The organism is Actinosynnema sp. CS-041913 (assembly GCF_050942485.1).
Lineage (GTDB): Bacteria > Actinomycetota > Actinomycetes > Mycobacteriales > Pseudonocardiaceae > Actinosynnema.
In genome coordinates this window covers 1-19,909 of record NZ_CP192037.1, presented here as the reverse complement: position 1 = coordinate 19,909, position 19,909 = coordinate 1, and the positions used below count along the sequence as shown (strand labels likewise).

Below are 19,909 nucleotides of genomic sequence, written 5' to 3'. Positions count from 1 at the left end.
CGCACAGCGCCTATCGCGCGACTCGCCCGGCCCTGGGCGTCACTGGGCGGTCGTCACGTTGTTGAACGGCAGCTTCGGCTCGGCCCACGGGAACACGACGAACATCAGCAACGCCACCACCCCGGCCACCAGCACCAGTGCCTCGATCACGCGCACCGGCAGCGGCCCGGGGAGGTGGCGCCAGATCCAGCCGTACATCACTGCTCCTTGAGCTCTTCGGGCACGAACCCCGGCGCCTTGGGATAACCCTGGTCCAGCACCGCGTGCACGATCAGCCGCTGCTTGTCGGAGAACCGGGGGTGGCAGGTGGTCAGCGTCATCAGCGCCACCTGCTGCGCCTCGGGGGGAGCCGCGCCGGTGAAGTGCGGCACCTCGTTGATGACCTCGCCCTGCGTGGGCAGCACGATCTCCTGGCCGACCGTCTTGTCGTAGGAGCCGCCCAGCGGCGACACCTTCGCGCACTGCTTGCTCTTCGACTTCTCGTTCTGCGCCCAGCCCGCGACCTCGCCCGCCTTGGGCAGCATCCGGTAGACGAACCAGTGCGTCTGCGTCTCCACGATGATCGCGTCACACGAGTTGAGCAGGTCCAGGTCGTTGAACGGCGCGCCCTTGCCGACCCGGTGCCCGGCGACCGCGAAGTTGCCGGGGTTGCCGGGCAGCGCGGTGTTCACGTAGTGGCCGGGACCGATTTCGAGGTGCTTGTCGGTGGTGCCCTCGACGACGGAGAACTTGTAGTCCGGGCCGAACACCGGGATGTACATCTTGGCGAACGCCTGGCCCTCGATCAGGTCGTACTTGAGCTCGCGCTGCGGGTCGGCGGGTTCGACGGTGTTGGCGTTCCACTGCTCGTCCAGGGCGCTGGTCGCGTCGTCCTGCTTGCCGGCGGAGATGAGGTCGGTGACGTAGACCTCGTAGACGACGAAGAGCAGGATCACCAGGCCCGCGGTGATCAGCAGCTCGCCGACCGTGCGGACGGTTTTGCGCGCCGTGCTGTCCGGGGGCGGAGGTGGGTCGTCGTCGTAGTCGTCCACGTAGTCGTCGTCGTAGTCGTCGTAGTCGTCTACGTACTCGTCTTCGACCGGTTCGATGATCTCGGTGGGCGGGTCGACGGGTCGAGGTCGCGGGCGTGCGGTCCGGAGTGGACCGGCCTGGGGCGACGCGGGCGGCGGCGGGAGGCTGCCGGAGAACGCGTTCGTGTAGCGGGTGGCGTCGGCCGGCGCGGCTGACGGTGCCGGCGGTGCCAACGGCGGTGCTGACGGTGCCAACGGCGGTGGCGACAGCGGTGGCGGCGGTCCGGGCCGGGGCCTGCGACCGGGTGTCAGCAGTTCGGGCTCGCCGTTCAGGTCAGGGGTGCCAGGACGGCGGAACCCGTTCGGCCCCGTGTCAGGACTGAGCCGGCCCGACCAGGAATCCGGGCCGCCGAACCCCGGGCCCGCGTCGACCCCGGCGTCCGGCAGCGCGCGGCGACCGCCCGAGGTGCGATCCGGAGCGCGATCCGGAGCGCGATGCGGGGCGTAGGGGCGGGGCGCGGACGAGTCGCTGTGGCGGCCCTCGGCGTGGCGCGGGTCGCTCGAACGGGGGTGTCCTTGAGGTGGTGTGGGCGGCCGGACCGAAGGCTCGTCCCACGCTCCCGGCGCGATCCGCGTGACCTCTTCGGGCGCCGGTGGCGGTGGCGGCGTCGGGCGTTGGGGCCCTGGCCTGGGACGAAGCGGTCGTCCCGGCGGCGGGCCCGACGGGCCGCCTCGCGGCGGGGGCGGGTCGTAGCTCACCGAAAAACCTCCCGGGCCGAACGTTCCAGAACTACACGGTGCTTCAGGGACCTGCCCGGTTACGTTAACGTGTTCATCCAGCAGTGGACGTAAACTCGCGCCACTGGAGGCTCATCCACCCGTCAGGCGAGGACAGAATGCCCAAGTCCAAGGTCCGCAAGAAGGCCGTCTACACGGCGCCGGCCGATCGCCGCACCCCGGTGAAGGTGAAGGCGGCCGGTCCGTCGCACCCGGTCTACATCGCCGTGATGCTCGGCATGATGCTGCTCGGCCTGGCGTGGCTGGTGGTCAACTACATCGCGGGCGAGAAGGTCCCGGTGATGATGGACCTCGGGAGCTGGAACTTCGGTATCGGGTTCGCCCTGATGATCATTGGGTTGCTCATGACCATGCGGTGGCGCTGACCACGCGCTACGCCACGTGGCGGACGGCCCGGACGGTTCACGCGTCCGGGCCGTCGCACGTTAGCCGTTGGTTCACCCAGTTCACCTTTCGGTCACCGAAGCACAGAGATGTAACTCATCCCCAATGGGGACAACTCCTGTGGACAACTTTGCGCCAAATTGCACAAGGGCCGGTAGAGCCCTCCAGTTGTCCACATAGGGGACACTCGAACGCGTGATGCCACCCCGCTCCTGGTCCCCCAAACCGGCCGTAGCCGCCCTGGCCTGGGCACTCGCCGCGGTGGCCCTCGTGGCCACGATCCTCGGCCCCGAGGCCACCGCGAGGGTCATGCTGGGCACGGCGACGGCGATGCTGCTGGCGCTGGCCGCCTACAGCACGTTCGTGCGCCCCAAGCTCACCGCGGACGGCGACGGCCTGACCGTCCGCACCCTCACCGGCGCCCGCCACCTGCCCTGGCACCAGGTGAAGGTGAAACTCGTCCGCACCCGCCGGCTGGGCCGCGAGGTGGCCACCCTGGAGCTGGACTGGCGGCAGGGCGAGGACGAGCAGTTGTTCGTCCTCACCCCGATGGACCTGGGCACCGACCCGGAGGACGTGGCCGACGTCCTGCACGCGCTGCGCCCCTGAAGCCCTAGCCGAGCTGGCCGGTCCGCACGAACGCCATCACGACCAACAGCACGAACGCCCCGACCACCGCGCCCGTCTGCCACACGTCACGGCGGGCGGGCGGCGCGTAGACCAGGCCGGCGGTCACCGCCGCGCCGACGACCAGGCCGCCGAGGTGCCCGAGCAGCGAGATCCCCGGCAGGGTGAAGCTCAGCACGAGGTTCAAGCCGATGACGCCCAGCGCCGAACCCGGGTTGAGCTTCAGCCGCAGCACGGCCACCAGCATCGCGCCCATCAGGCCGTAGACCGCGCCGGAAGCGCCCGCGACCGGTGTGTTCACCCCGCCGAACAGGTACACCGCGACCCCGCCGCCCAGCAGCGACACCAGGTAGACGGCGAGGAACCGGACCTTGCCGAACACCGGTTCCAGGTCACGCCCCAGCACGTACAGGGCGATCATGTTCAGCGCCAGGTGCGCGGGCCCGAAGTGCAGGAACCCCGAGGTGACCAGCCGCCACCACTCGCCCAGGTAGATCCCGACCGGCCACAGGAAGAAGTCCGCGAACAACGGCGAGCGCTCGTTGCTCACCACGCTGCCCGCCTGCGCCGCGGTCACCGCGAACAGCAGCACGTTCAGCGCGATCAGCACGGGCGTCACGACCAGGCGCGACGAGAACTCCGCCCCGACGAAGGTGCGGGACCGGCGCGCGGTGCGCCGGCCCTCGGACACGCAGTCCACGCACTGGTAGCCGACGGAGGCGTCGCGCAGGCACTCGGGGCACGCCGGGCGTTCGCACCGGGTGCACCGCAGCCCGGTGGCCCGGTCGGGGTGCCGCACGCAGGTGGGCGTGCCGACCGGGTCACCGGGGGCGACAGGCGGGTTCACGGGCTCTCAGGCGCGCTCGATCGAGACCTTCTCGATCACCACGTCGGTGACCGGGCGGTCGCCGGCTCCGGTCGGCAGGTTGCCGATCGTGTTCACCACGTTGATCGAGTCCTGGTCGGCGACCTCGCCGAAGATGGTGTGCTTGAAGTTCAGCCACGTGGTCGGCGCGACCGTGATGAAGAACTGCGAGCCGTTCGAGTTGGGCCCGGAGTTCGCCATCGCCAACAGGTAGGGCTTGTTGAACTGGAGTTCCGGGTGGAACTCGTCGGCGAACTTGTAGCCGGGGCCGCCGCGGCCGGTGCCGGTCGGGTCGCCGCCCTGGAGCATGAAGCCCGCGATGACGCGGTGGAAGACCGCACCGTCGTAGAACGGACCGGTGGCCTCCCCGCGAGCGTTGGCCTCGGAGTAGTCCTTGGTCCCCTCCGCCAAACCGACGAAGTTCGCCACCGTCTTGGGAGCGTGGTCGGGGAAGAGGGTGATGCGGATGTCGCCCTGCGAGGTGTGCAGGGTCGCCGTCACCTTGGTCCCGACGAGCGAGTCGTTGCTGTCTGCCACACCCACCATCGTGCCATCCGTGGGCGGGAGGGTTGGGGAAGGGGCACGATGGGTATAGCCGAAGCGTGACTGACCGACAGCTTGTGGAGCGCGATATGGATGAGGTAGCTGCCATGACCCGAGCCGGGGAGTCGGTTGGCAAGGCCGTCGGCACGGGTCTGCGCGCCGTCCGTCGTAACGCTGTCCGCGCTGGTCAAGCGGGCGCGGACACGGCGGTCACGTGGGCGGAACGGGCCGAGGGCAAGCTCGCCGAGCGGGGCGTCACGGCCGAGCACCTGCGTGGTGTGGTCGCGGACCGCGCGGGCCTGCTGGTCGAGAAGGCCGAGGAGGTCGAGAAGTCGACCCGCAAGACGCGCAAGCGGCTCGCCAAGAAGGCCAAGGGCGTCCGCAAGGACGTCGCGAAGGCCGCCGAACGGGCCCGCAAGGAGGCCGGGTCGCGCGCCAAGGACGTGCGCAAGGCCGCCAAGCAGGCCCGGAAGGACTACGCGGCGTCGCAGCGGCCCAAGAGCCGCAAGTGGCCGTGGGTGCTCGGCATCCTCGTGGCGGGCGTGGTCGCCGGCTACGTGGCGCTCACCCGCCGGCCGCAGGAAGTGCACTTGGAGGACGTCGAGGAGGAGGTCGTCGAGCCGACTCCGGACGCCGTGCCCGGTGACACAGCCGCCCGCAACGGCCGTGTCGCCGACCAGAGCGTCACCGACCGGAGCTAGCCCGCACCACCCTTCGCGCCCGCCGCCGGATTCCGGGGCGGGCGCGAAGCACGCGGTTCTCCACCGGCCGGCCTCGACCGGCCCAGCCTCACAGTCCCAGCCTCACAGGCCCAGGTTGCCGATCACGGTCTCGGCGATCCGCCGCGCCTTGATGGTCTGCTTCTGGTTGCTGGTCACGACCACCGCGTCGCCGTCCTTGGCGACCGCGTAGACCGCGCCCTCGCCGGCCGCCAGCGACCCGCCGGCCCACCCCTCGGGCGCGCTCGCCGGGCTGGACTCGGCGACCGGGGTGGCCCGGTCGACCACGGCTTTCGCCGTTTTCGCGTCACCGTGGAATACCCACACCGACAACTGCACGTCAGTGGCGTTCGCGTAGAAGAAACAGGCGGGATCGGGCTGGTCGGCGGACAGCCGGACATTCCGCACCAGTTGTCCGTTGGACTCGGCGACGACCGTCGACGCCAAATAGGGACACGTCCCATCAGCGGTCGGCTCCGGCACGGGCGGCGGTCCGGCCGGCGCGGTGGCGGCCGGGGTGCTTCGCGCGACGGTCGGCGACGTCGCGGTCGGCGTGACGGTCGGGTCGGCGGTGCCGCACGCGGTCAGCGCGCCGAGGACCAGCAGGGACGGCAGGGCATTGCGCAGCGCTCGGTTCATAGGGTGGCAAGTCAATCAGAATCCCAACAGCTAATCGACAGGGTGACGACCTAGGCACGCAACGTCATGGGGGTTAGGTTGTCCTTACCCTGCCAGGCCGCCCTGCGATGTGAGGACTGAACCCAAGATGAACGTCTTAGACCGCGGTCGTGATCACGCCCTTGCGCTGTTCCGGATCGTCGTCGGCGTGTTGTTCGTGTGCCACGGGGCACAGAAGCTGTTCGGTGTGCTGGGTGCGAAGGGTGCGGTGTCCATCACGTCCTGGCCGGCAGGCCCGGCGGGACTGATCGAACTCGTCGGCGGCGCGCTGATCGTCGTCGGCCTGGGGACACGCGTCGCCGCCCTCATCTCGTCGGGTGCGATGGCGTACGCGTACTTCGTGGTGCACCAGCCGGACGGCCTGCTGCCGATCCAGAACCACGGAGAACTAGCCGCCGTGTACTCCTGGGTCTTCCTGCTCCTGGTCTTCACCGGCCCAGGCGCCTGGGCCCTGGACCGAGTGATCGCCGGCCGCAAACAACACAACACGTCAACGTCCCTGGCCAACGCCTAACCACCAGCCAACCGGCCGGCCGTGCTCCCGCCCGACAACCCAGGGACCACGGCCGGCCCCAGCCTCCCAACCCAAGTCTCGTTCCCCCACCACCACGCACGAAAAAGGTCCGCGCATCGCGCGGACCTTAAAGTACGTACACCCACCGCACCCGGCACCAGACAACGCAACCGGACCACCACATCGGGGGTCCGGGGGCGAAGCCCGCCGGGCGGGGCGTGGGGGTTGCACCCCCACAAGGAGGACGGGCGACCAGGTGAGCGCATTCCGCGAACACGGGTCGCCCGAGCCCGTGGAGACGAGGGGAATCGAACCCCTAACCCCCGCCTTGCAAAGGCGGTGCTCTGCCAATTGAGCTACGTCCCCTCGCGAGGAGCGGCAGAAATCCGCCCTTCGCGGGTTCAGTCGGTCGGAGCGGTGGCCTCGCGCCACAGGTCCGCGTCGGCCTTGGCCGAGCGGCTGCGCTTGACGAAGAACAGGACCGCACCGGCGACGGCGACAAGTGCGATGATCTTCTTCACAGCAGTTTCCCCTCTGCAATCCTGCGAACATCCGGTGGGCCTAGGAGGACTTGAACCTCCGACCTCTTCATTATCAGTGAAGCGCTCTAACCGCCTGAGCTATAGGCCCTCGGGGCAACGACGGCAACAGTACACGATCCCCAGTCGTCGCCCCAAACCGGGTCACTCCCGTTCGGACAAGGTCACTTCGAGCCCGCCGGCGAGGTCCGCCGACACGTTGTAGACGAACGCGCCGACCGTGGCCAGCGCCGTGAACAGCACGATGTTGACCGCGCCGACGATCGCCGCGACACCGAACACGCGCCCGGCGCTGATCAACGGGTCGCCGGACGGCTCGTTGCCCTGCAACAGGTCGTTGGCGGTGTTGTTGATCTTGTCCCACACGCCCATGCCGTTCAGCACGCCGTACAGCACGCCCACCGCGACCAGCCACACGAAGAACAGCGCCACACCCAGCACCAGCGCCAGCTTCAGCACCGACCACGGGTCGACCCGCTTGACCTGGAGGCTCGCCCGGCGAGGTCCCCGGCCGGGCCGCCGCGAGGCAGACCCGGACGCCGCCGGCCGCCCGTTCGCGGCGCCCAGGTTGACCGACGTCCGGGCCGCGCCGGGTGGCGCGCCGTGCGGCGCGGCCGTCCCGGTGATCACCGGCCGGGCCACCGCCACCGTGTCCGGGTCGGAGGCCGGGTACGAGGGCTGCTGCCCGACCTCCACCGTCGGCTGCTCCGGCGCCGGGTCGCCCGGCCCGACCTGCCGCGCCTCGCCGTACCGCGCGTCGCTCGTGACCCGCTGCCAGGGCGGCGGCGTGACGGGCGCCTCCTGCTCGGCGGCCGTGTCGGCACCCGACGAAGTCTGCGCCTTCGGCTGCTCAGGTGTCGCCTCGGCGCCGGGCCGGGTGATCACCGTGGTCTTGTCCTCTGGCTTCTCGGGTGAAGTCACGAGCTGTCCTCAACCTCTCGTTCGCGCTAGTTGGCAGGCTCCGCCTGGTCCCCGCCGTCACCATTGGGGACGTCTCCGGTCTCGTCGGCGTTGCGTGCCACCGCGATGAGAGTGGTCCCTTCGCCCAGGTTCATCAACCGGACGCCCTTCGTCTGCCTGCCCGCTTTGCGCACCTCCACGGCGCTGGTCCGGATGACCCCGCCGGAAGAGGTGATCGCGTACAGCTCGTCGTCGACGTCGACGATGAGCGCGCCGACAAGCCTCCCACGCCTCCGGTCGTGCTGGATCGTCAGCACACCCTTCCCACCGCGACCCTGGACGGGGTAGTCCTCGATCGGCGTGCGCTTGGCGTACCCACCATCGGTGGCCACCAAAACAAACAGACCCTCTTGGACCACACCCATCGACAACAGCTCGTCACCGCTGTTGAAACGCATCCCGAGCACGCCGGACGTGGCCCGGCCCATCGGCCGCAGCGCCTCGTCGCCGGCGCGGAACCGGATGGACTGGCCGTCGGCCGACACCAGGAGCAGGTCGTCCTCCGCCGAGCAGAGCACCGCGCCCACCAGCTCGTCGTCGTCCCGCAGGTTGATGCCGATCAGACCACCCGATCGGTTGGAATCGAAGTCGGACAGCTTCGACTTCTTGACCAGCCCCTTCTTGGTGGCCAGCACCAGGTAGGGCGTGACCCCGTAGTTCTTGATCTGGATGACCTGGGCGATCTCCTCGTCCGGCTGGAACGCCAGCAGGTTCGCCACGTGCTGGCCGCGCGCGTTGCGGTTGGCCTCGGGCAGCTCGTAGGCCTTGGCCCGGTACACCCGCCCCTTGTTGGTGAAGAACAGGATCCAGTCGTGCGTGGAGCACACGAAGAAGTGCTGCACGATGTCGTCCTGCTTGAGCTGCGCGCCCTGCACGCCCTTGCCGCCGCGCTTCTGCGAGCGGTACAGGTCGGTCTTGGTGCGCTTCGCGTACCCCGTCCGGGTGATCGTGACGACGACGTCCTCGACCGCGATCAGGTCTTCCATCGACACGTCGCCGTCGAACGGCACGATGTGCGTCCGCCGGTCGTCGCCGTGCTTGTCCACGATCGCCATCAGCTCTTCGCGCACGATGGCGCGCTGCCGCTCCGGCTTCTCCAGGATGTCCTTGAGGTCGGCGATCTCCAGCTCGATCTCGGCGAGCTGGTCGATGATCTTCTGCCGTTCCAGGGCCGCCAGGCGGCGGAGCTGCATCTCCAGGATCGCGTTCGCCTGGATCTCGTCGACGTCCAGGAGCTGCATCAGGCCGGTGCGCGCCACGTCGGGCGTGTCCGACCGGCGGATCAGCGCGATCACCTCGTCCAGGTGGTCCAGCGCCTTGACCAGGCCGCGCAGGATGTGGGCCCGCTCCTCGGCCTTGCGCAGCCGGTACCGCGTGCGCCGGACGATGACCTCGATCTGGTGCTTCACGTAGTGCCGGATCATCTGGTCCAGCCGCAGCGTGCGCGGCACGCCGTCGACCAGGGCCAGCATGTTCACGCCGAACGAGTACTGGAGCTGGGTGTGCTTGTAGAGGTTGTTCAGCACCACCTTGGCGACCGCGTCCCGCTTGAGCGTGACGACGATGCGCATGCCGCTGCGCCGGTTCGACTCGTCGGCGATGTTCGCGATGCCGGTGAGCTTCTGGTCGCGGACCAGCGTCGCGATGTTCTCCACCAGGTTGTCCGGGTTCACCTGGTAGGGCAGCTCGGTGACGACCAGGATGGTGCGCCCCTTGGCGTCCTCGTCGATCTCCACGACCGCGCGCATCTTCACCGAGCCGCGCCCGGTGCGGTACGCGTCCTCGATGCCGGCCGTGCCGAGGATCTGGCCGTACGTCGGGAAGTCCGGCCCCTTGATCCGCTCGATCATCGCGTCGAGCGTCTCCTCGTCGGACGCCTCGGGGTTGTCCAGCGCCCACACCACCCCGGCCGCGACCTCGCGCAGGTTGTGCGGCGGGATGTTGGTGGCCATCCCGACCGCGATGCCGGAGCTGCCGTTGATCAGCAGGTTCGGGATGCGCGACGGCAGGACCGTCGGCTCCTGGATGCGACCGTCGTAGTTGTCGCGGAAGTCGACGGTCTCTTCCTCGATGTCGGCCAGCATCTGCATGGCCAGCGGCGTGAGCCGGCACTCGGTGTTGTGGCTGACGAAGCCGTCGGTGATGAACGCGTGGTCGTCGGTGTCGACCCGCAGGCTGTACACCGGCTGGACGCCCGCGTCCGTGACGGATTCGACCGCCGCGTAGTAGAAGCGGCCGTCCACCAGGGGCTCGACCACGCCCAGCACCTCGCGGTCGGTGATCCGCGCGGCGATCTCGTCGTAGTCGCGCTCCCACCGCTCCACGCGGTCGACGTTGTGCCTGCGCAGCCAGTCGCGCTCGGTCCACCGCGCCGCGCCGTGCGCGCGGATGTAGTCGCCGACGAACGGCACGTGGTCGCTGCTCATCGCCCGGCTCTGCGCCGGCACGGCCGCCAGGATCGCCGCCAGCTTGTCCTGCTTCGCGCCGAGGAACCCGACGTTGCGGGCGAACAGCCGGGCGTCACGCCGGTTGGTGATGACGACCTTGACCTCGCCGTTCTCGTAGTTCACCAGCGTGCTGACGACACCGAACTCCAGCAGGAGCTGTTGCACCTCGCGGGCGAGTCGGGTGCTCCGCGTCGAGTACGAGACCTGCACGGTGTTGCGCGGCAGCGCCGACGCCGAGCCGTCACCGGTGAACAGCGAAGCGAGGAACACCCGCTTGGCCGCGGACCCGCCCTGCCAGACGAACTCGGGCACCCGCTTGGCCGCACTGCGCTCACCGACCATCGTGCCGAGCACGCTCTGCCGGAGCGCGGTGAGGTTCTGCACATCCAGCTCGTGCAGGAGCGAACCGGATTTGATCGTGCGGGAGTAGACGTAGCGCTGCCCGCCCACGACGAGGTCGTACGCCGCGACCACGAGCTCGAAGTAGTCCGCGTCGAGGTTGTTGAAGCCCGCACGGCTCTCGGAGACGAACCCCTCGCTCACGAACGCACCGGCGAGCAGGGCCGCACCTCGCTGCTCGGGCGTCAGCGTCGTCGCCTCGTCCTGCGGCGTGCGCTGCAGGACCACGCGGTCACCCGGCTTGATCTCCTCCAGCAGCTTCCACAGCAGGGTCGGCACGCCGAGCAGGTTCACCAGGCAGAGCACCGGGTGGTTGTGGGTGCCGGTCAGCTCGTACCCGTTGCGGGTGCGCAGCTTCAGCGTCGGGTGCTCGCCGGAGTGGAACAGCATGTCGGCGCGCACCGGGTCGCCGTTGCGGTCGAGCACCTTGAGGTCGATCGGGTGGTCGCTGTTCGGCAGCGCTCCCGGCACGATGTCGCCGATGCGCGGCGTCGAGCCGTCCGCCAGCCGGACCCGGGTCTCCGGCACGACGCAGTAGCGCATCGCGGCTGCCGGGTCGTTGCCCTGGGAGCCGAAGTTGCCCTGGCCGTCGATCAGCGGGTAGCGCATCGACCACGGCTGGGCGAGGCGGACCAGCGCGTCGTAGATCGCCGAGTCGCCGTGCGGGTGGTAGTTGCCCATCACGTCGCCGACCACGCGGGCGCACTTGTTGTAGCTGCGGTCCGGGCGGAAGCCGGAGTCGTACATCGAGTACAGGACGCGGACGTGGACCGGCTTGAGGCCGTCGCGCACGTCCGGCAGGGCTCGTCCCACGATCACGCTCATCGCGTAGTCGATGTACGAGTTCTGCATCTCCTGCTGGATGTCGCGCGGCTCGGTGCGGTCGCCCTCCGGGGGCAGGGTCGTCTCGGTCACGGTTCTTCTTTCCTTCTCCTGCGGCGGGCTGCGGGCGGTGGGTCCGGACTCAGACGTCGAGGAAGCGGACGCCCTTGGCGTTGCGGGTGATGAACGAGCGGCGCGCTTCCACGTCCTCGCCCATCAGCACGCTGAACAGCTCGTCGGCCGTCGCCGCGTCGTCCATCGTGACCTGCAGCAGCACCCGGTTGGCCGGGTCCATGGTGGTTTCCCACAGCTCCGCGGCGTTCATCTCGCCGAGGCCCTTGTAGCGCTGGATGTTGTCTTCCTTGCCGATCTTCTTGCCGGCCGCCAGGCCCTGCTGGATCAGGCCGTCGCGCTCGCGGTCGGAGTAGGCGTACTCCGGGTCCTGGCGCAGCCACTTGATCTTGTAGAGCGGCGGCTGCGCGAGGTACACGTGGCCGTGCTCGATCAGCGGGCGCATGAAGCGGAACAGCAGGGTGAGCAGCAGGGTGCGGATGTGCTGGCCGTCCACGTCGGCGTCGGCCATCAGCACGATCTTGTGGTACCGCAGCTTCGTCAGGTCGAAGTCCTCGTGGATGCCCGTGCCGAAGGCCGTGATCAGCGACTGGACCTCGTTGTTCTTCAGCACGCGGTCGATGCGCGCCTTCTCCACGTTGATGATCTTGCCCCGGATCGGCAGGATCGCCTGGAACATGGAGTCCCGGCCCTCCTTGGCCGAGCCGCCCGCGGAGTCGCCCTCCACGACGTAGATCTCGCAGTCCTCGGGGTTGGTGGAGCGGCAGTCCTTGAGCTTGCCGGGCAGCCCGCCGATGTCCAGGGCGCCCTTGCGGCGCACCAGCTCGCGGGCCTTGCGCGCGGCGATGCGGGCCTGCGCGGAGGACACCGCCTTGGTGACGATGGTCCTGGTCTCGTTCGGGTGCCGCTCGAACCAGTCGGCCAGGTGCTCGTTGGTGGACTTCTGCACGAACGACTTGGCCTCGCTGTTGCCCAGCTTGGTCTTGGTCTGCCCCTCGAACTGGGGTTCCTTGAGCTTCACCGAGATGATCGCCGCGAGCCCTTCGCGGATGTCGTCGCCGGTGAGGTTGGTGTCCTTCTCCTTGAGCAGCTTCTTCTCGCGCGCGTACTCGTTGACCACCCGGGTCAGCGCGGCGCGGAAGCCCTCCTCGTGGGTGCCGCCCTCGTGCGTGTTGATCGTGTTGGCGAACGTGTAGACCGACGGCGTGTAGCCGGTGTTCCACTGCATCGCGACCTCGACTTCGAGGTCCTCGCCCTTGGCCTCGAACGAGATGACCTTCTCGTGCACGGCCTCGCGGGTGTGGTTGATGTGGCGGACGAAGTCCTCCAGGCCGCCGGGGTAGTGGAACCGGCGCTCGCGCACCGCCGCCACGTGCCCCTCGGCGTCGGCCTCCTCGTCCGTCTCCTGCACGCGCTCGTCACGCAGGACGATGGTCAGGCCCTTGTTGAGGAACGCCATCTCCTGGAGGCGGCGGGCGATGGTCTCGATGTTGTACTCGGTGGTCTCGAAGATGTCCGGGTCCGCCCAGTACGTGATGGTCGTGCCGGTCTCCTCGGTGGGCTCGCCCTTGCGCAGGCTGTGGGCGGGCTTGCTGCCCTCGAAGCGCTGGTTCCACGTGAAACCCTGGGTCTTGACCTCCACGTCGACGGCCGTCGACAGCGCGTTCACCACGGAGATGCCGACGCCGTGCAGACCGCCGGACACCGCGTAGGAGTCGCTGTCGAACTTGCCGCCCGCGTGCAGCGTCGTCATCACCACTTCGAGCGCGGGCCGCTGCTCCACGGGGTGCATGTCGATCGGGATGCCCCGGCCGTCGTCGATGACCCGGACACCGCCGTTGGCCAGCAGCGTCACGTCCACGAGGGACGCGTACCCCGCCATCGCCTCGTCCACGGAGTTGTCCACGACCTCCTGGATCAGGTGGTGCAGTCCGCGCTCGCCGGTGGACCCGATGTACATGCCGGGCCGCTTGCGGACCGCGTCCAGACCTTCCAGGACGGTGATCGAGGACGCGCTGTAGTCATTCTTCTTGGCTGCCACGGGCCTGGTGTCTCCTCGGACGTCAAGCGACTCGCCACCGGAGGGTGCGACGCTGCGGTCACGCTATACCCCTCGATCCTACTGGGCGAGACGTCCAGAAACCCACCAAGGACACCTCTGGTTTGCTCACAGACGGCCGTAAGTGAAGGCGGATATGGTCCGCCGGCGGTTCGAGGGGTGCGAATCGGCTGGTGGGCGCTCACTGCGCCACAGGATGGCCGCTGACGCCCTGGCGAGGCTCACCCGTAGGTGTCACGTGGTCCGCGCCCTGGGGCGTGCCTGGGGCCGTACCGCCAGCTCGGCGCCGCCGGGCCCTGCACCTTCAAGTTCTTCACGACCCCGTGGCCGACGCCCGCCGCGATGCGCTTGAGCAGCTCCCGCTGCAACAGCCTGAGCTGGGTGGCCCACGCCGTCGAGTCGGCCTGGACCGTCAACTCACCGTCACTGAACGCGACCGGTTTGGCGTGCTCGGCCACGTCCTCACCGACCAGTTTGCCCCATCGCGCGAACACCTGGCCGCCCGCCAGGCGCTCGGTCCACCCCCTGTCCGCGGCGATCCGGGAGGCGAGCCTGCCCAGCGGCTGGGGGTCGCGGTCGTCGGGCCCGGCGCCGGACCAGCGCCGCCGCCGGCGGCGACGTGCCGCGGCGCCCGGCACACCCCTCCGGGCGACCCGCGAACCGCGTTCCTTCGCGGACGCCCGAGCCGCCTCCAGTGCGGCGCGAGCGAGGTCCGAACCCTTCAATCCACCCACATGTGGGACTTCAGGTGTGGATATGTGCCCATCGGTGGCCGAGTTATCCACACCATCCACAGGGTTGTCCCCAGTTGTGTTGCCGCTCACACCCGTTTGGCGCAGCTCCTCAGACACGGCGAACCTCCCCGTGGGATACCTCGAACCGCGCCCCTTCGAGTTCCTCGGGCAGGTCCTCCGCGACCGCCGCGGTGATCAACACCTGCTCCGCCGCAGCCGCCACCTTGGCGAGCTGCCGCCGCCGGTCCCGGTCGAGTTCGGCGAACACGTCGTCCAGCACGAGCACCGGCTCGGCGCCGTCCGCGCGCAGCAGTTCGTACCCGCCGAGCCGCAGGGCGAGCGCGAACGACCATGACTCTCCGTGACTGGCGTAGCCCTTCGCGGGCAGGTCGCCGAGCGCCAGGTCGAGGTCGTCCCGGTGCGGACCGACGAGGCACACGCCCCGCTCGACCTCCTGCCCGCGCAGTCGGTGCAGCTCCGCCAGCAACGCGTCCTCCAGCACCTCCGGGTCGTGCGTGTCCGGGAAAGCATCGCCCAGGCTCGACCGGTACGCGATTCGAGCCGGTCGCGACTCGGGCGCCACCTCCGCGTACGACCGGCCGACGTGCGGCGCGATGTCCGCCACCAGGTCCAGCCGGCCCGCCAGCAGTTCCGCGCCGTGCCGGGCGAGGTGCCCGTCCCACACGTCGAGCGTGCCCACGTCCGCCGACCGCACCGACCGGATGCTCTTCAACAGCGCGCCGCGCTGCTTCAGCACCCGCTCGTAGTCCGCGCGCACCCCCGCGTACCGGGGGGACCGGCTGGTCAGCAACTCGTCCAGGAACCGCCGCCGCTCACCCGGGTCGCCCCGCACCAGCGCCAGGTCCTCCGGCGCGAACAGCACCGTCCGCAGGATTCCCAGCACGTCGCGCGGACGCGGCACCGGACCGCGGTTGATCCGCGCCCGGTTCGCCTTGCCCGCCGTGATCTCCAGCTCCACCAGCAGCTCGCGGCCCTCGTTGACCACCGCGGTCCGCACCACCGCGCGCGCCGCCCCGTGCCGGATCAGCGGCGCGTCCGTGGCGACCCGGTGCGAACCGAGGGTGGCCACGTAGCCGAGCGCCTCGACCAGGTTCGTCTTGCCCTGCCCGTTGCGCCCCACCAGCACGCTCACCCCCGGCTCGAACGCCAGGTCCGCCTGTTCCCACGACCTGAAGTCCGCGACTTGCAGGTGCCGGACGTACAACGCTCAGCTCTGCGTGGAGCCGGAACCGGAAGAGGGACCGGCAGCCTGCACGGCGTGCCCGCCGAACTGGTTGCGCAACGCGGCGACCGCGCGCATGGCAGGCGAGTCGTCCTGCCGGGAGGCGAACCGGGCGAACAGCGCGGCCGAGATCACCGGCGCCGGCACGGCGTGGTTGATCGCCTCCTCGACGGTCCACCGGCCCTCGCCCGAGTCCTCCACGTGGCCGCGCAGGTCGTCCAGCTCCGGGTCCGACTCCAGCGCGCGGACCAGCAGGTCCAGCAGCCAGGACCGGACCACCGTGCCGCGCTGCCACGCCTTGATCGTCGCCGGCACGTCCTCCACCAGCGCGGAGGCCTCCAGCAGCTCGAAGCCCTCGGCGTAGGCCTGCATCAGGCCGTACTCGATGCCGTTGTGCACCATCTTCGCGAAGTGGCCCGCACCGACCCGGCCGGCGTGCGCGAAGCCCTCCTCGCGTGGACCTTCCGGCCGCAGCGCGTCGAAGATCGGCATGGCGCGCCCGACGTGCTCGGCGTCGCCGCCGACCATCAGCCCGTAGCCGTTCTCCAGGCCCCACACGCCACCGGACACCCCGGCGTCGACGTACGCGATCCCCTTGGCGTCCAAGGCTTCCGCGTTCTTCGAGTCGTCGGTGAACCGCGAGTTCCCGCCGTCGATGACGAGGTCACCCGCGCTGAGCAGGTCGCCCAGCTCGGTGATCGTCTGCCGGGTGATGTCGCCGGCCGGGACCATCACCCACACCACGCGCGGCGCGTCCAGCCTGCCCACCATGTCGGCGAGCGAGTCGGCGTCGGTCACTTCGGGGTTGCGGTCGTAGCCGACCACTTCGTGACCCGCGCGGCGGATCCGCTCGCGCATGTTGAAGCCCATCTTGCCGAGGCCGACGAGTCCGAGCTGCACGGTCGTTCTCTCCCCTGGGGTGTGGTGGTTGGTCAGCCGGGCAGGCGCACGGGCATGAGCAGGTAGAGGTAGCCCGGCGCCACGTTCCCATCCTCGTCGACCGGCTTCAGCAGCGCCGGGCGGCTCGGGGTGGTGAAGGACAGGTGCGCCTTGGGGGTGCGCACCGCCTGGAGGCCGTCGTGCAGGTAGGTCGGGTTGAACGCGATCGTGACGGCCTCGCCGGTGTAGTCGACCGGCAGCTCCTCCTCCGCGCTGCCCTCGTCGTCCCCGCCGGCCGACAGCCGCAGGACCGAGTCCACGAACTCCAGCCGGACCTGCGTGCCGCGCTCGGCGACCAGCGACACGCGCTTGATCGCCTGGAGGAGCGAGTCGACCTCGATCACGGCGGCGGCCGAGTGCTCGGTCGGCAGGAGCTGGCGGTACTTCGGGAAGTCGGCGTCGAGCAGCCGGGTGGTGGTGCGGCGGCCGGTGCCGGACAGGCCGAGCAGGCCGTCGTTCGCGGCGAGCGACAGCTCGATCTTCGCGCCGGACGCGCCGAGCGTCTTCGCGGAGTCGTTGAGCGTCTTGGCCGGGACGAGCACGGCGACCTCGCCGAGCGACTCGTCCGGCTCCCACGGGAACTCCCGCATCGCCAGCCGGAACCGGTCGGTCGCGACGAGCGTCAGCTTGCCCTCGCCGATCTCCAGCCGGACCCCGGTCAGCATCGGCAGCGTGTCGTCCTTGCCGGCGGCGACGGCGACCTGCGAGACGGCCTCGCCGAACACCTCGCCGGGCAACTGCCCCGCGAGCTGCGGCATGGACGGGAGCTGCGGGTAGTCCTCGACCGGCATGGTCGGCAGCGAGAACCGGGCGGACCCGCAGCTAATCGTCATCCGGGCCCCGTCCACCGCGATCTCGACCGGGTGGTTCGGCAGCGCCTTGGTGATGTCGGCCAGCAGCCGGCCACTGACGAGCGCCTTGCCGCCGTCCGCGATCGTGGCCGGGACACCGCACTGGGCGGACACCTCGTAGTCGAAGCCGGACACGGTGAGCGCCTCACCGGACCCGTCCTCCGCCCCGGCATCGAGCAGGACCCCACCGAGCACCGGCACCGGCGGCCGGGACGGCAGGCTGCGCGCGACCCAGGCGACGGCGTCGGCCAGGCCGTCGCGCTCGACGCGGATCTTCATGAGGCGTCCTCTCTCAAGTTCCTCAAGTCGGCATGACCCACAACAGCAAGCGTTGCGGTGGGGTTGGGGAGCCGCGTCCCTCGCCGGATCGCTGTCGACGGTTCCGACCCTCGGCGCGGAGGCTCCACCGTAGAGCGTCGGGGAGCACTTCGTCACCTCGGGGCCACACCCGGGTTCCACCCGGGGCGGAGCCCTGTCCCCGGGACCGACCCCCGCCTGTTTTTTCTTTGTTCTTCTCTTCAAGGGAAGACAACAGCAACAGCAGTAGGGGCTGTGGACAGTGTGGACAACAGCCGTTTTGGCAGGTGATCGGCTGGTTGGGGCTGTGGACTGGTACGGGGTGGCACCCGGGGACAGATCGGCGCACCCGGGGAGAACTCCCGGCGTGCTCCGTTCGGTCCACAGGTCGGCCGAGTTGTCCCCGGGTGTATCCCCGGGTGTGGGCCGGGTTGTACCCGGGTGCTGCACAGGGTGATCGTGGCCTGGATCTCCCTCGAACGGCGTCTTTTCTCGGGCTGTGGACAGGTTGTCGGTGGGGGTTCAGCGGGAATCTTCGGGTGGGGTGGGGTGGGGTGGTGGTGTGGTGGTTGCGCCCGGGTGTGTGGCGGTGCCGGCCGGGCGTGGGGCGCGCGGCACCCGGGTGCGGAGGTGGATGTCTGGGTGCCGCGTTGCGCCCGGGTGTGAGGGGCTGACGCCCGGGTGTGGGGTGGGGCTCTCAGCTTGATGCGCTGGAACTGTCGTGCCCCTCAGCGGCTGGAGTCGAACTGCTCAAAGCGTCGCTCGCCGCTGGGCAGGCGGTACGGGATGACACGCAGCCCAGCCGGGGGTGTGCGGGCAGCCGACAGTGACACGGCAGTAGCTGTGCGTTGCCCGCGTGGTGGTGTGTCAGGGGGTGTGGCGGGCTCGTTGCTTGATGCGGGAGGTCAGTTCCTGCACCTGCTCGTAGACGCGGCGGCGTTCGGCCATTTCCTTGCGGATCTTCTTGTCCGCGTGCATGACCGTGGTGTGGTCTCGGCCGCCGAAGGTTTGGCCGATCTTCGGGAGTGACAGGTCGGTCAGTTCTCGGCACAGGTACATCGAGATCTGCCTCGCCTGGGCCAGCACCTTCGTCTTGCCGGGGCCGCAGAGGTCGTCGATGCTCACGCTGAAGAACTCCGCTGTCACGGCCATGATGGTCGGGGCCGTGATCTCCGGTGCGTGGGAGTCCGGGATCAGGTCGCGGAGCACTATCTCCGCTAGCTGCACGTCCACCGGTTGGCGGTTGAGGGACGCGAACGCCGTCACCCGGATGAGTGCTCCCTCCAGCTCTCGGATGTTGCGTTCGATCCTCGCCGCGATGAACTCCAGCACCTCCGCCGGGGCCGCCAGGCGGTCCTGGGCGGCCTTCTTCCGCAGGATCGCGATGCGGGTTTCCAGTTCCGGCGGCTGGATGTCGGTGATCAGGCCCCACTCGAACCTGGTCCGCAGGCGGTCTTCCAGGGTCTCCAGGCGCTTCGGGGGGCGGTCCGAGGAGACGACGATCTGCTTGTTCGAGTTGTGCAGGGTGTTGAACGTGTGGAAGAACTCTTCCTGCGTTCCTTCCTTGCCCTCCAGGAACTGGATGTCGTCCACCAGCAGCACGTCGATGTCCCGGTAGCGGCGCTGGAACGCCACCTTGCGGTCGTCGCGCAGGGAGTTGATGAAGTCGTTCGTGAACTCTTCCGTGGACACGTACCGCACCCGCATGCCGGGGAACAGTCGCTGCGCGTAGTGGCCGACCGCGTGCAGCAGGTGGGTCTTGCCCAGGCCCGACTCGCCCCAGATGAACAGCGGGTTGTAGGCGCGGGCCGGGGCTTCGGCTACCGCTACCGCGGCTGCGTGGGCGAAGCGGTTCGACGCGCCGATCACGAAGGTGTCGAAGTTGTACTTCTCGTTGAGCCTGGTTTGCGACGACGCCGGGTTCGCCGGGCGGGTGAACGGGGTTCCGCTCGGTGACGCGCCGCCGCTGAACGTCGGCCAGATCTCGGTGACGGCGGCCAGCGCGTCGCCTTCCTCGTCGACCTCTTCGTCGGTCTCCGTCTCCTCGCCGACCACGGTCAGTTCCGGCGGCACGCCGTTCGTGGGCAGCGGCATCGGCTTGACGCCGGGTACGGGGATCGGGGTCGTCGGGGGGCCGTTGACCGGTTCCGGCGAGTCGACCTTCACGGCCAGGGACACGGCTCGGCCCAGGCGGCGGGACAGGGCTGCGGTGATCGGCTCGCGCAGGGCCCGTTCGATCGCTTCCTTCGCGAAGTCGGACGGGGCGGCGAGCAGGGCCGTGCCGTCGAGCAGGCCGATGGGACGGGTCACGCGCATCCAGGCGCGTTGCTGCGGGGACAGCGTGCTGGCCGCCAGCTCCTGCACGACCTGTTCCCACACTCGGCCCAGATCGGCCTGGTGGTCGGACAC

At 69.6% G+C, this 19,909-nt stretch carries 17 protein-coding genes, 2 tRNA genes and 1 pseudogene; 4 read left to right on the top strand and 16 right to left on the bottom strand.

Translation table 11 applies throughout. The annotated features are described in order from the left end of the window. Window positions 1-39 precede the first annotated feature (39 nt). Window positions 40-198 carry a hypothetical protein gene (locus ACQPZF_RS00100; RefSeq protein WP_433266937.1) on the bottom strand — a complete coding sequence of 53 codons (159 nt, stop codon included), beginning with the start codon at window positions 196-198 and terminating at the stop codon, window positions 40-42. Then, window positions 198-1,244, bottom strand: coding sequence for a class E sortase (locus ACQPZF_RS00095; RefSeq protein ID WP_433266935.1), 1,047 nt, complete (start codon window positions 1,242-1,244; stop codon window positions 198-200). Before ACQPZF_RS00095 ends, ACQPZF_RS00100 begins: the two co-directional genes overlap by 1 nt. A gap of 662 nt (window positions 1,245-1,906) precedes the next feature. Here ACQPZF_RS00095 and crgA point away from each other — a divergent pair. Both crgA and ACQPZF_RS00085 read left to right on the top strand, forming a co-directional pair. After that, the gene (gene crgA / locus ACQPZF_RS00090; protein WP_433266933.1) at window positions 1,907-2,173 is read left to right on the top strand and encodes a cell division protein CrgA; all 267 of its coding nucleotides are present in this window, start codon (window positions 1,907-1,909) and stop codon (window positions 2,171-2,173) included. Window positions 2,174-2,390: 217 nt separating this feature from the next. Further along, window positions 2,391-2,801: a PH domain-containing protein gene (locus ACQPZF_RS00085; protein ID WP_433274968.1), complete on the top strand. Its 411-nt coding sequence runs from the start codon at window positions 2,391-2,393 to the stop codon at window positions 2,799-2,801. Between the two features lie 4 nt (window positions 2,802-2,805). Here ACQPZF_RS00085 and ACQPZF_RS00080 read toward each other — a convergent pair whose 3' ends face one another. Then, window positions 2,806-3,666: a rhomboid family intramembrane serine protease gene (locus ACQPZF_RS00080; RefSeq protein ID WP_433266931.1), complete on the bottom strand. Its 861-nt coding sequence runs from the start codon at window positions 3,664-3,666 to the stop codon at window positions 2,806-2,808. A 6-nt stretch (window positions 3,667-3,672) separates the two neighbouring features. Then, window positions 3,673-4,230, bottom strand: coding sequence for a peptidylprolyl isomerase (locus ACQPZF_RS00075; protein ID WP_433266929.1), 558 nt, complete (start codon window positions 4,228-4,230; stop codon window positions 3,673-3,675). A gap of 86 nt (window positions 4,231-4,316) precedes the next feature. Here ACQPZF_RS00075 and ACQPZF_RS00070 point away from each other — a divergent pair, with 86 nt between their 5' ends. Continuing rightward, window positions 4,317-4,928: a hypothetical protein gene (locus ACQPZF_RS00070; RefSeq protein ID WP_433266927.1), complete on the top strand. Its 612-nt coding sequence runs from the start codon at window positions 4,317-4,319 to the stop codon at window positions 4,926-4,928. Between the two features lie 102 nt (window positions 4,929-5,030). Here ACQPZF_RS00070 and ACQPZF_RS00065 read toward each other — a convergent pair whose 3' ends face one another. Next, entirely contained in the window at window positions 5,031-5,585 is a 555-nt protein-coding gene (locus ACQPZF_RS00065) for a DUF2020 domain-containing protein (RefSeq protein ID WP_433266925.1), read from the bottom strand. Window positions 5,586-5,712: 127 nt separating this feature from the next. On the opposite strand from ACQPZF_RS00065, the gene ACQPZF_RS00060 reads away from it, so the two are divergent. Next, entirely contained in the window at window positions 5,713-6,138 is a 426-nt protein-coding gene (locus ACQPZF_RS00060; protein ID WP_433266923.1) for a DoxX family protein, read from the top strand. A gap of 293 nt (window positions 6,139-6,431) precedes the next feature. Here ACQPZF_RS00060 and ACQPZF_RS00055 read toward each other — a convergent pair. The 11 genes and pseudogenes from ACQPZF_RS00055 to dnaA all read right to left on the bottom strand — a co-directional run bounded on the left by ACQPZF_RS00055 (window position 6,432) and on the right by dnaA (window position 19,909). Continuing rightward, window positions 6,432-6,504, bottom strand: a tRNA-Ala gene (locus ACQPZF_RS00055). Between the two features lie 38 nt (window positions 6,505-6,542). After that, window positions 6,543-6,659 (bottom strand): annotated as a pseudogene (locus tag ACQPZF_RS00050) (DLW-39 family protein); the annotation flags it as partial. Window positions 6,660-6,694: 35 nt separating this feature from the next. Further along, window positions 6,695-6,768, bottom strand: a tRNA-Ile gene (locus ACQPZF_RS00045). Window positions 6,769-6,821: 53 nt separating this feature from the next. Continuing rightward, the gene (locus ACQPZF_RS00040; protein ID WP_433266922.1) at window positions 6,822-7,598 is read right to left on the bottom strand and encodes a DUF3566 domain-containing protein; all 777 of its coding nucleotides are present in this window, start codon (window positions 7,596-7,598) and stop codon (window positions 6,822-6,824) included. A gap of 26 nt (window positions 7,599-7,624) precedes the next feature. Continuing rightward, window positions 7,625-11,398: an intein-containing DNA gyrase subunit A gene (gyrA, locus tag ACQPZF_RS00035; protein ID WP_433266921.1), complete on the bottom strand. Its 3,774-nt coding sequence runs from the start codon at window positions 11,396-11,398 to the stop codon at window positions 7,625-7,627. 49 nt (window positions 11,399-11,447) lie between these two features. Beyond that, on the bottom strand, window positions 11,448-13,418 hold the full coding sequence (gene gyrB / locus ACQPZF_RS00030; protein WP_433266920.1) for a DNA topoisomerase (ATP-hydrolyzing) subunit B: 1,971 nt from the start codon (window positions 13,416-13,418) through the stop codon (window positions 11,448-11,450). Window positions 13,419-13,657: 239 nt separating this feature from the next. Beyond that, window positions 13,658-14,161 (bottom strand): DUF721 domain-containing protein, encoded by a 504-nt coding sequence (locus tag ACQPZF_RS00025; protein WP_433274966.1) that lies wholly within the window; start codon window positions 14,159-14,161, stop codon window positions 13,658-13,660. A gap of 118 nt (window positions 14,162-14,279) precedes the next feature. Continuing rightward, window positions 14,280-15,395, bottom strand: coding sequence for a DNA replication/repair protein RecF (recF, locus tag ACQPZF_RS00020; RefSeq protein WP_433266918.1), 1,116 nt, complete (start codon window positions 15,393-15,395; stop codon window positions 14,280-14,282). 3 nt (window positions 15,396-15,398) lie between these two features. After that, window positions 15,399-16,313, bottom strand: a complete 915-nt coding sequence (gnd, locus tag ACQPZF_RS00015) for a phosphogluconate dehydrogenase (NAD(+)-dependent, decarboxylating) (protein WP_433266917.1) — start codon at window positions 16,311-16,313, stop codon at window positions 15,399-15,401. Between the two features lie 32 nt (window positions 16,314-16,345). Further along, window positions 16,346-17,482 carry a DNA polymerase III subunit beta gene (dnaN, locus tag ACQPZF_RS00010; protein WP_433266915.1) on the bottom strand — a complete coding sequence of 379 codons (1,137 nt, stop codon included), beginning with the start codon at window positions 17,480-17,482 and terminating at the stop codon, window positions 16,346-16,348. An 885-nt stretch (window positions 17,483-18,367) separates the two neighbouring features. Further along, window positions 18,368-19,909 (bottom strand): chromosomal replication initiator protein DnaA, encoded by a 1,542-nt coding sequence (gene dnaA, locus ACQPZF_RS00005; RefSeq protein ID WP_433266914.1) that lies wholly within the window; start codon window positions 19,907-19,909, stop codon window positions 18,368-18,370.

What these genes read in the sequence shown, in the direction of transcription:
- ACQPZF_RS00100 (WP_433266937.1), bottom strand. Translation starts at nt 198, where the DNA reads ATGTACGGCTGGATCTGGCGCCACCTCCCCGGGCCGCTGCCGGTGCGC.
- crgA (WP_433266933.1), top strand. Translation starts at nt 1,907, where the DNA reads ATGCCCAAGTCCAAGGTCCGCAAGAAGGCCGTCTACACGGCGCCGGCC.
- ACQPZF_RS00085 (WP_433274968.1), top strand. Translation starts at nt 2,391, where the DNA reads ATGCCACCCCGCTCCTGGTCCCCCAAACCGGCCGTAGCCGCCCTGGCC.
- ACQPZF_RS00075 (WP_433266929.1), bottom strand. Translation starts at nt 4,230, where the DNA reads ATGGTGGGTGTGGCAGACAGCAACGACTCGCTCGTCGGGACCAAGGTG.
- ACQPZF_RS00070 (WP_433266927.1), top strand. Translation starts at nt 4,317, where the DNA reads ATGGATGAGGTAGCTGCCATGACCCGAGCCGGGGAGTCGGTTGGCAAG.
- ACQPZF_RS00065 (WP_433266925.1), bottom strand. Translation starts at nt 5,585, where the DNA reads ATGAACCGAGCGCTGCGCAATGCCCTGCCGTCCCTGCTGGTCCTCGGC.
- ACQPZF_RS00060 (WP_433266923.1), top strand. Translation starts at nt 5,713, where the DNA reads ATGAACGTCTTAGACCGCGGTCGTGATCACGCCCTTGCGCTGTTCCGG.
- dnaN (WP_433266915.1), bottom strand. Translation starts at nt 17,482, where the DNA reads ATGAAGATCCGCGTCGAGCGCGACGGCCTGGCCGACGCCGTCGCCTGG.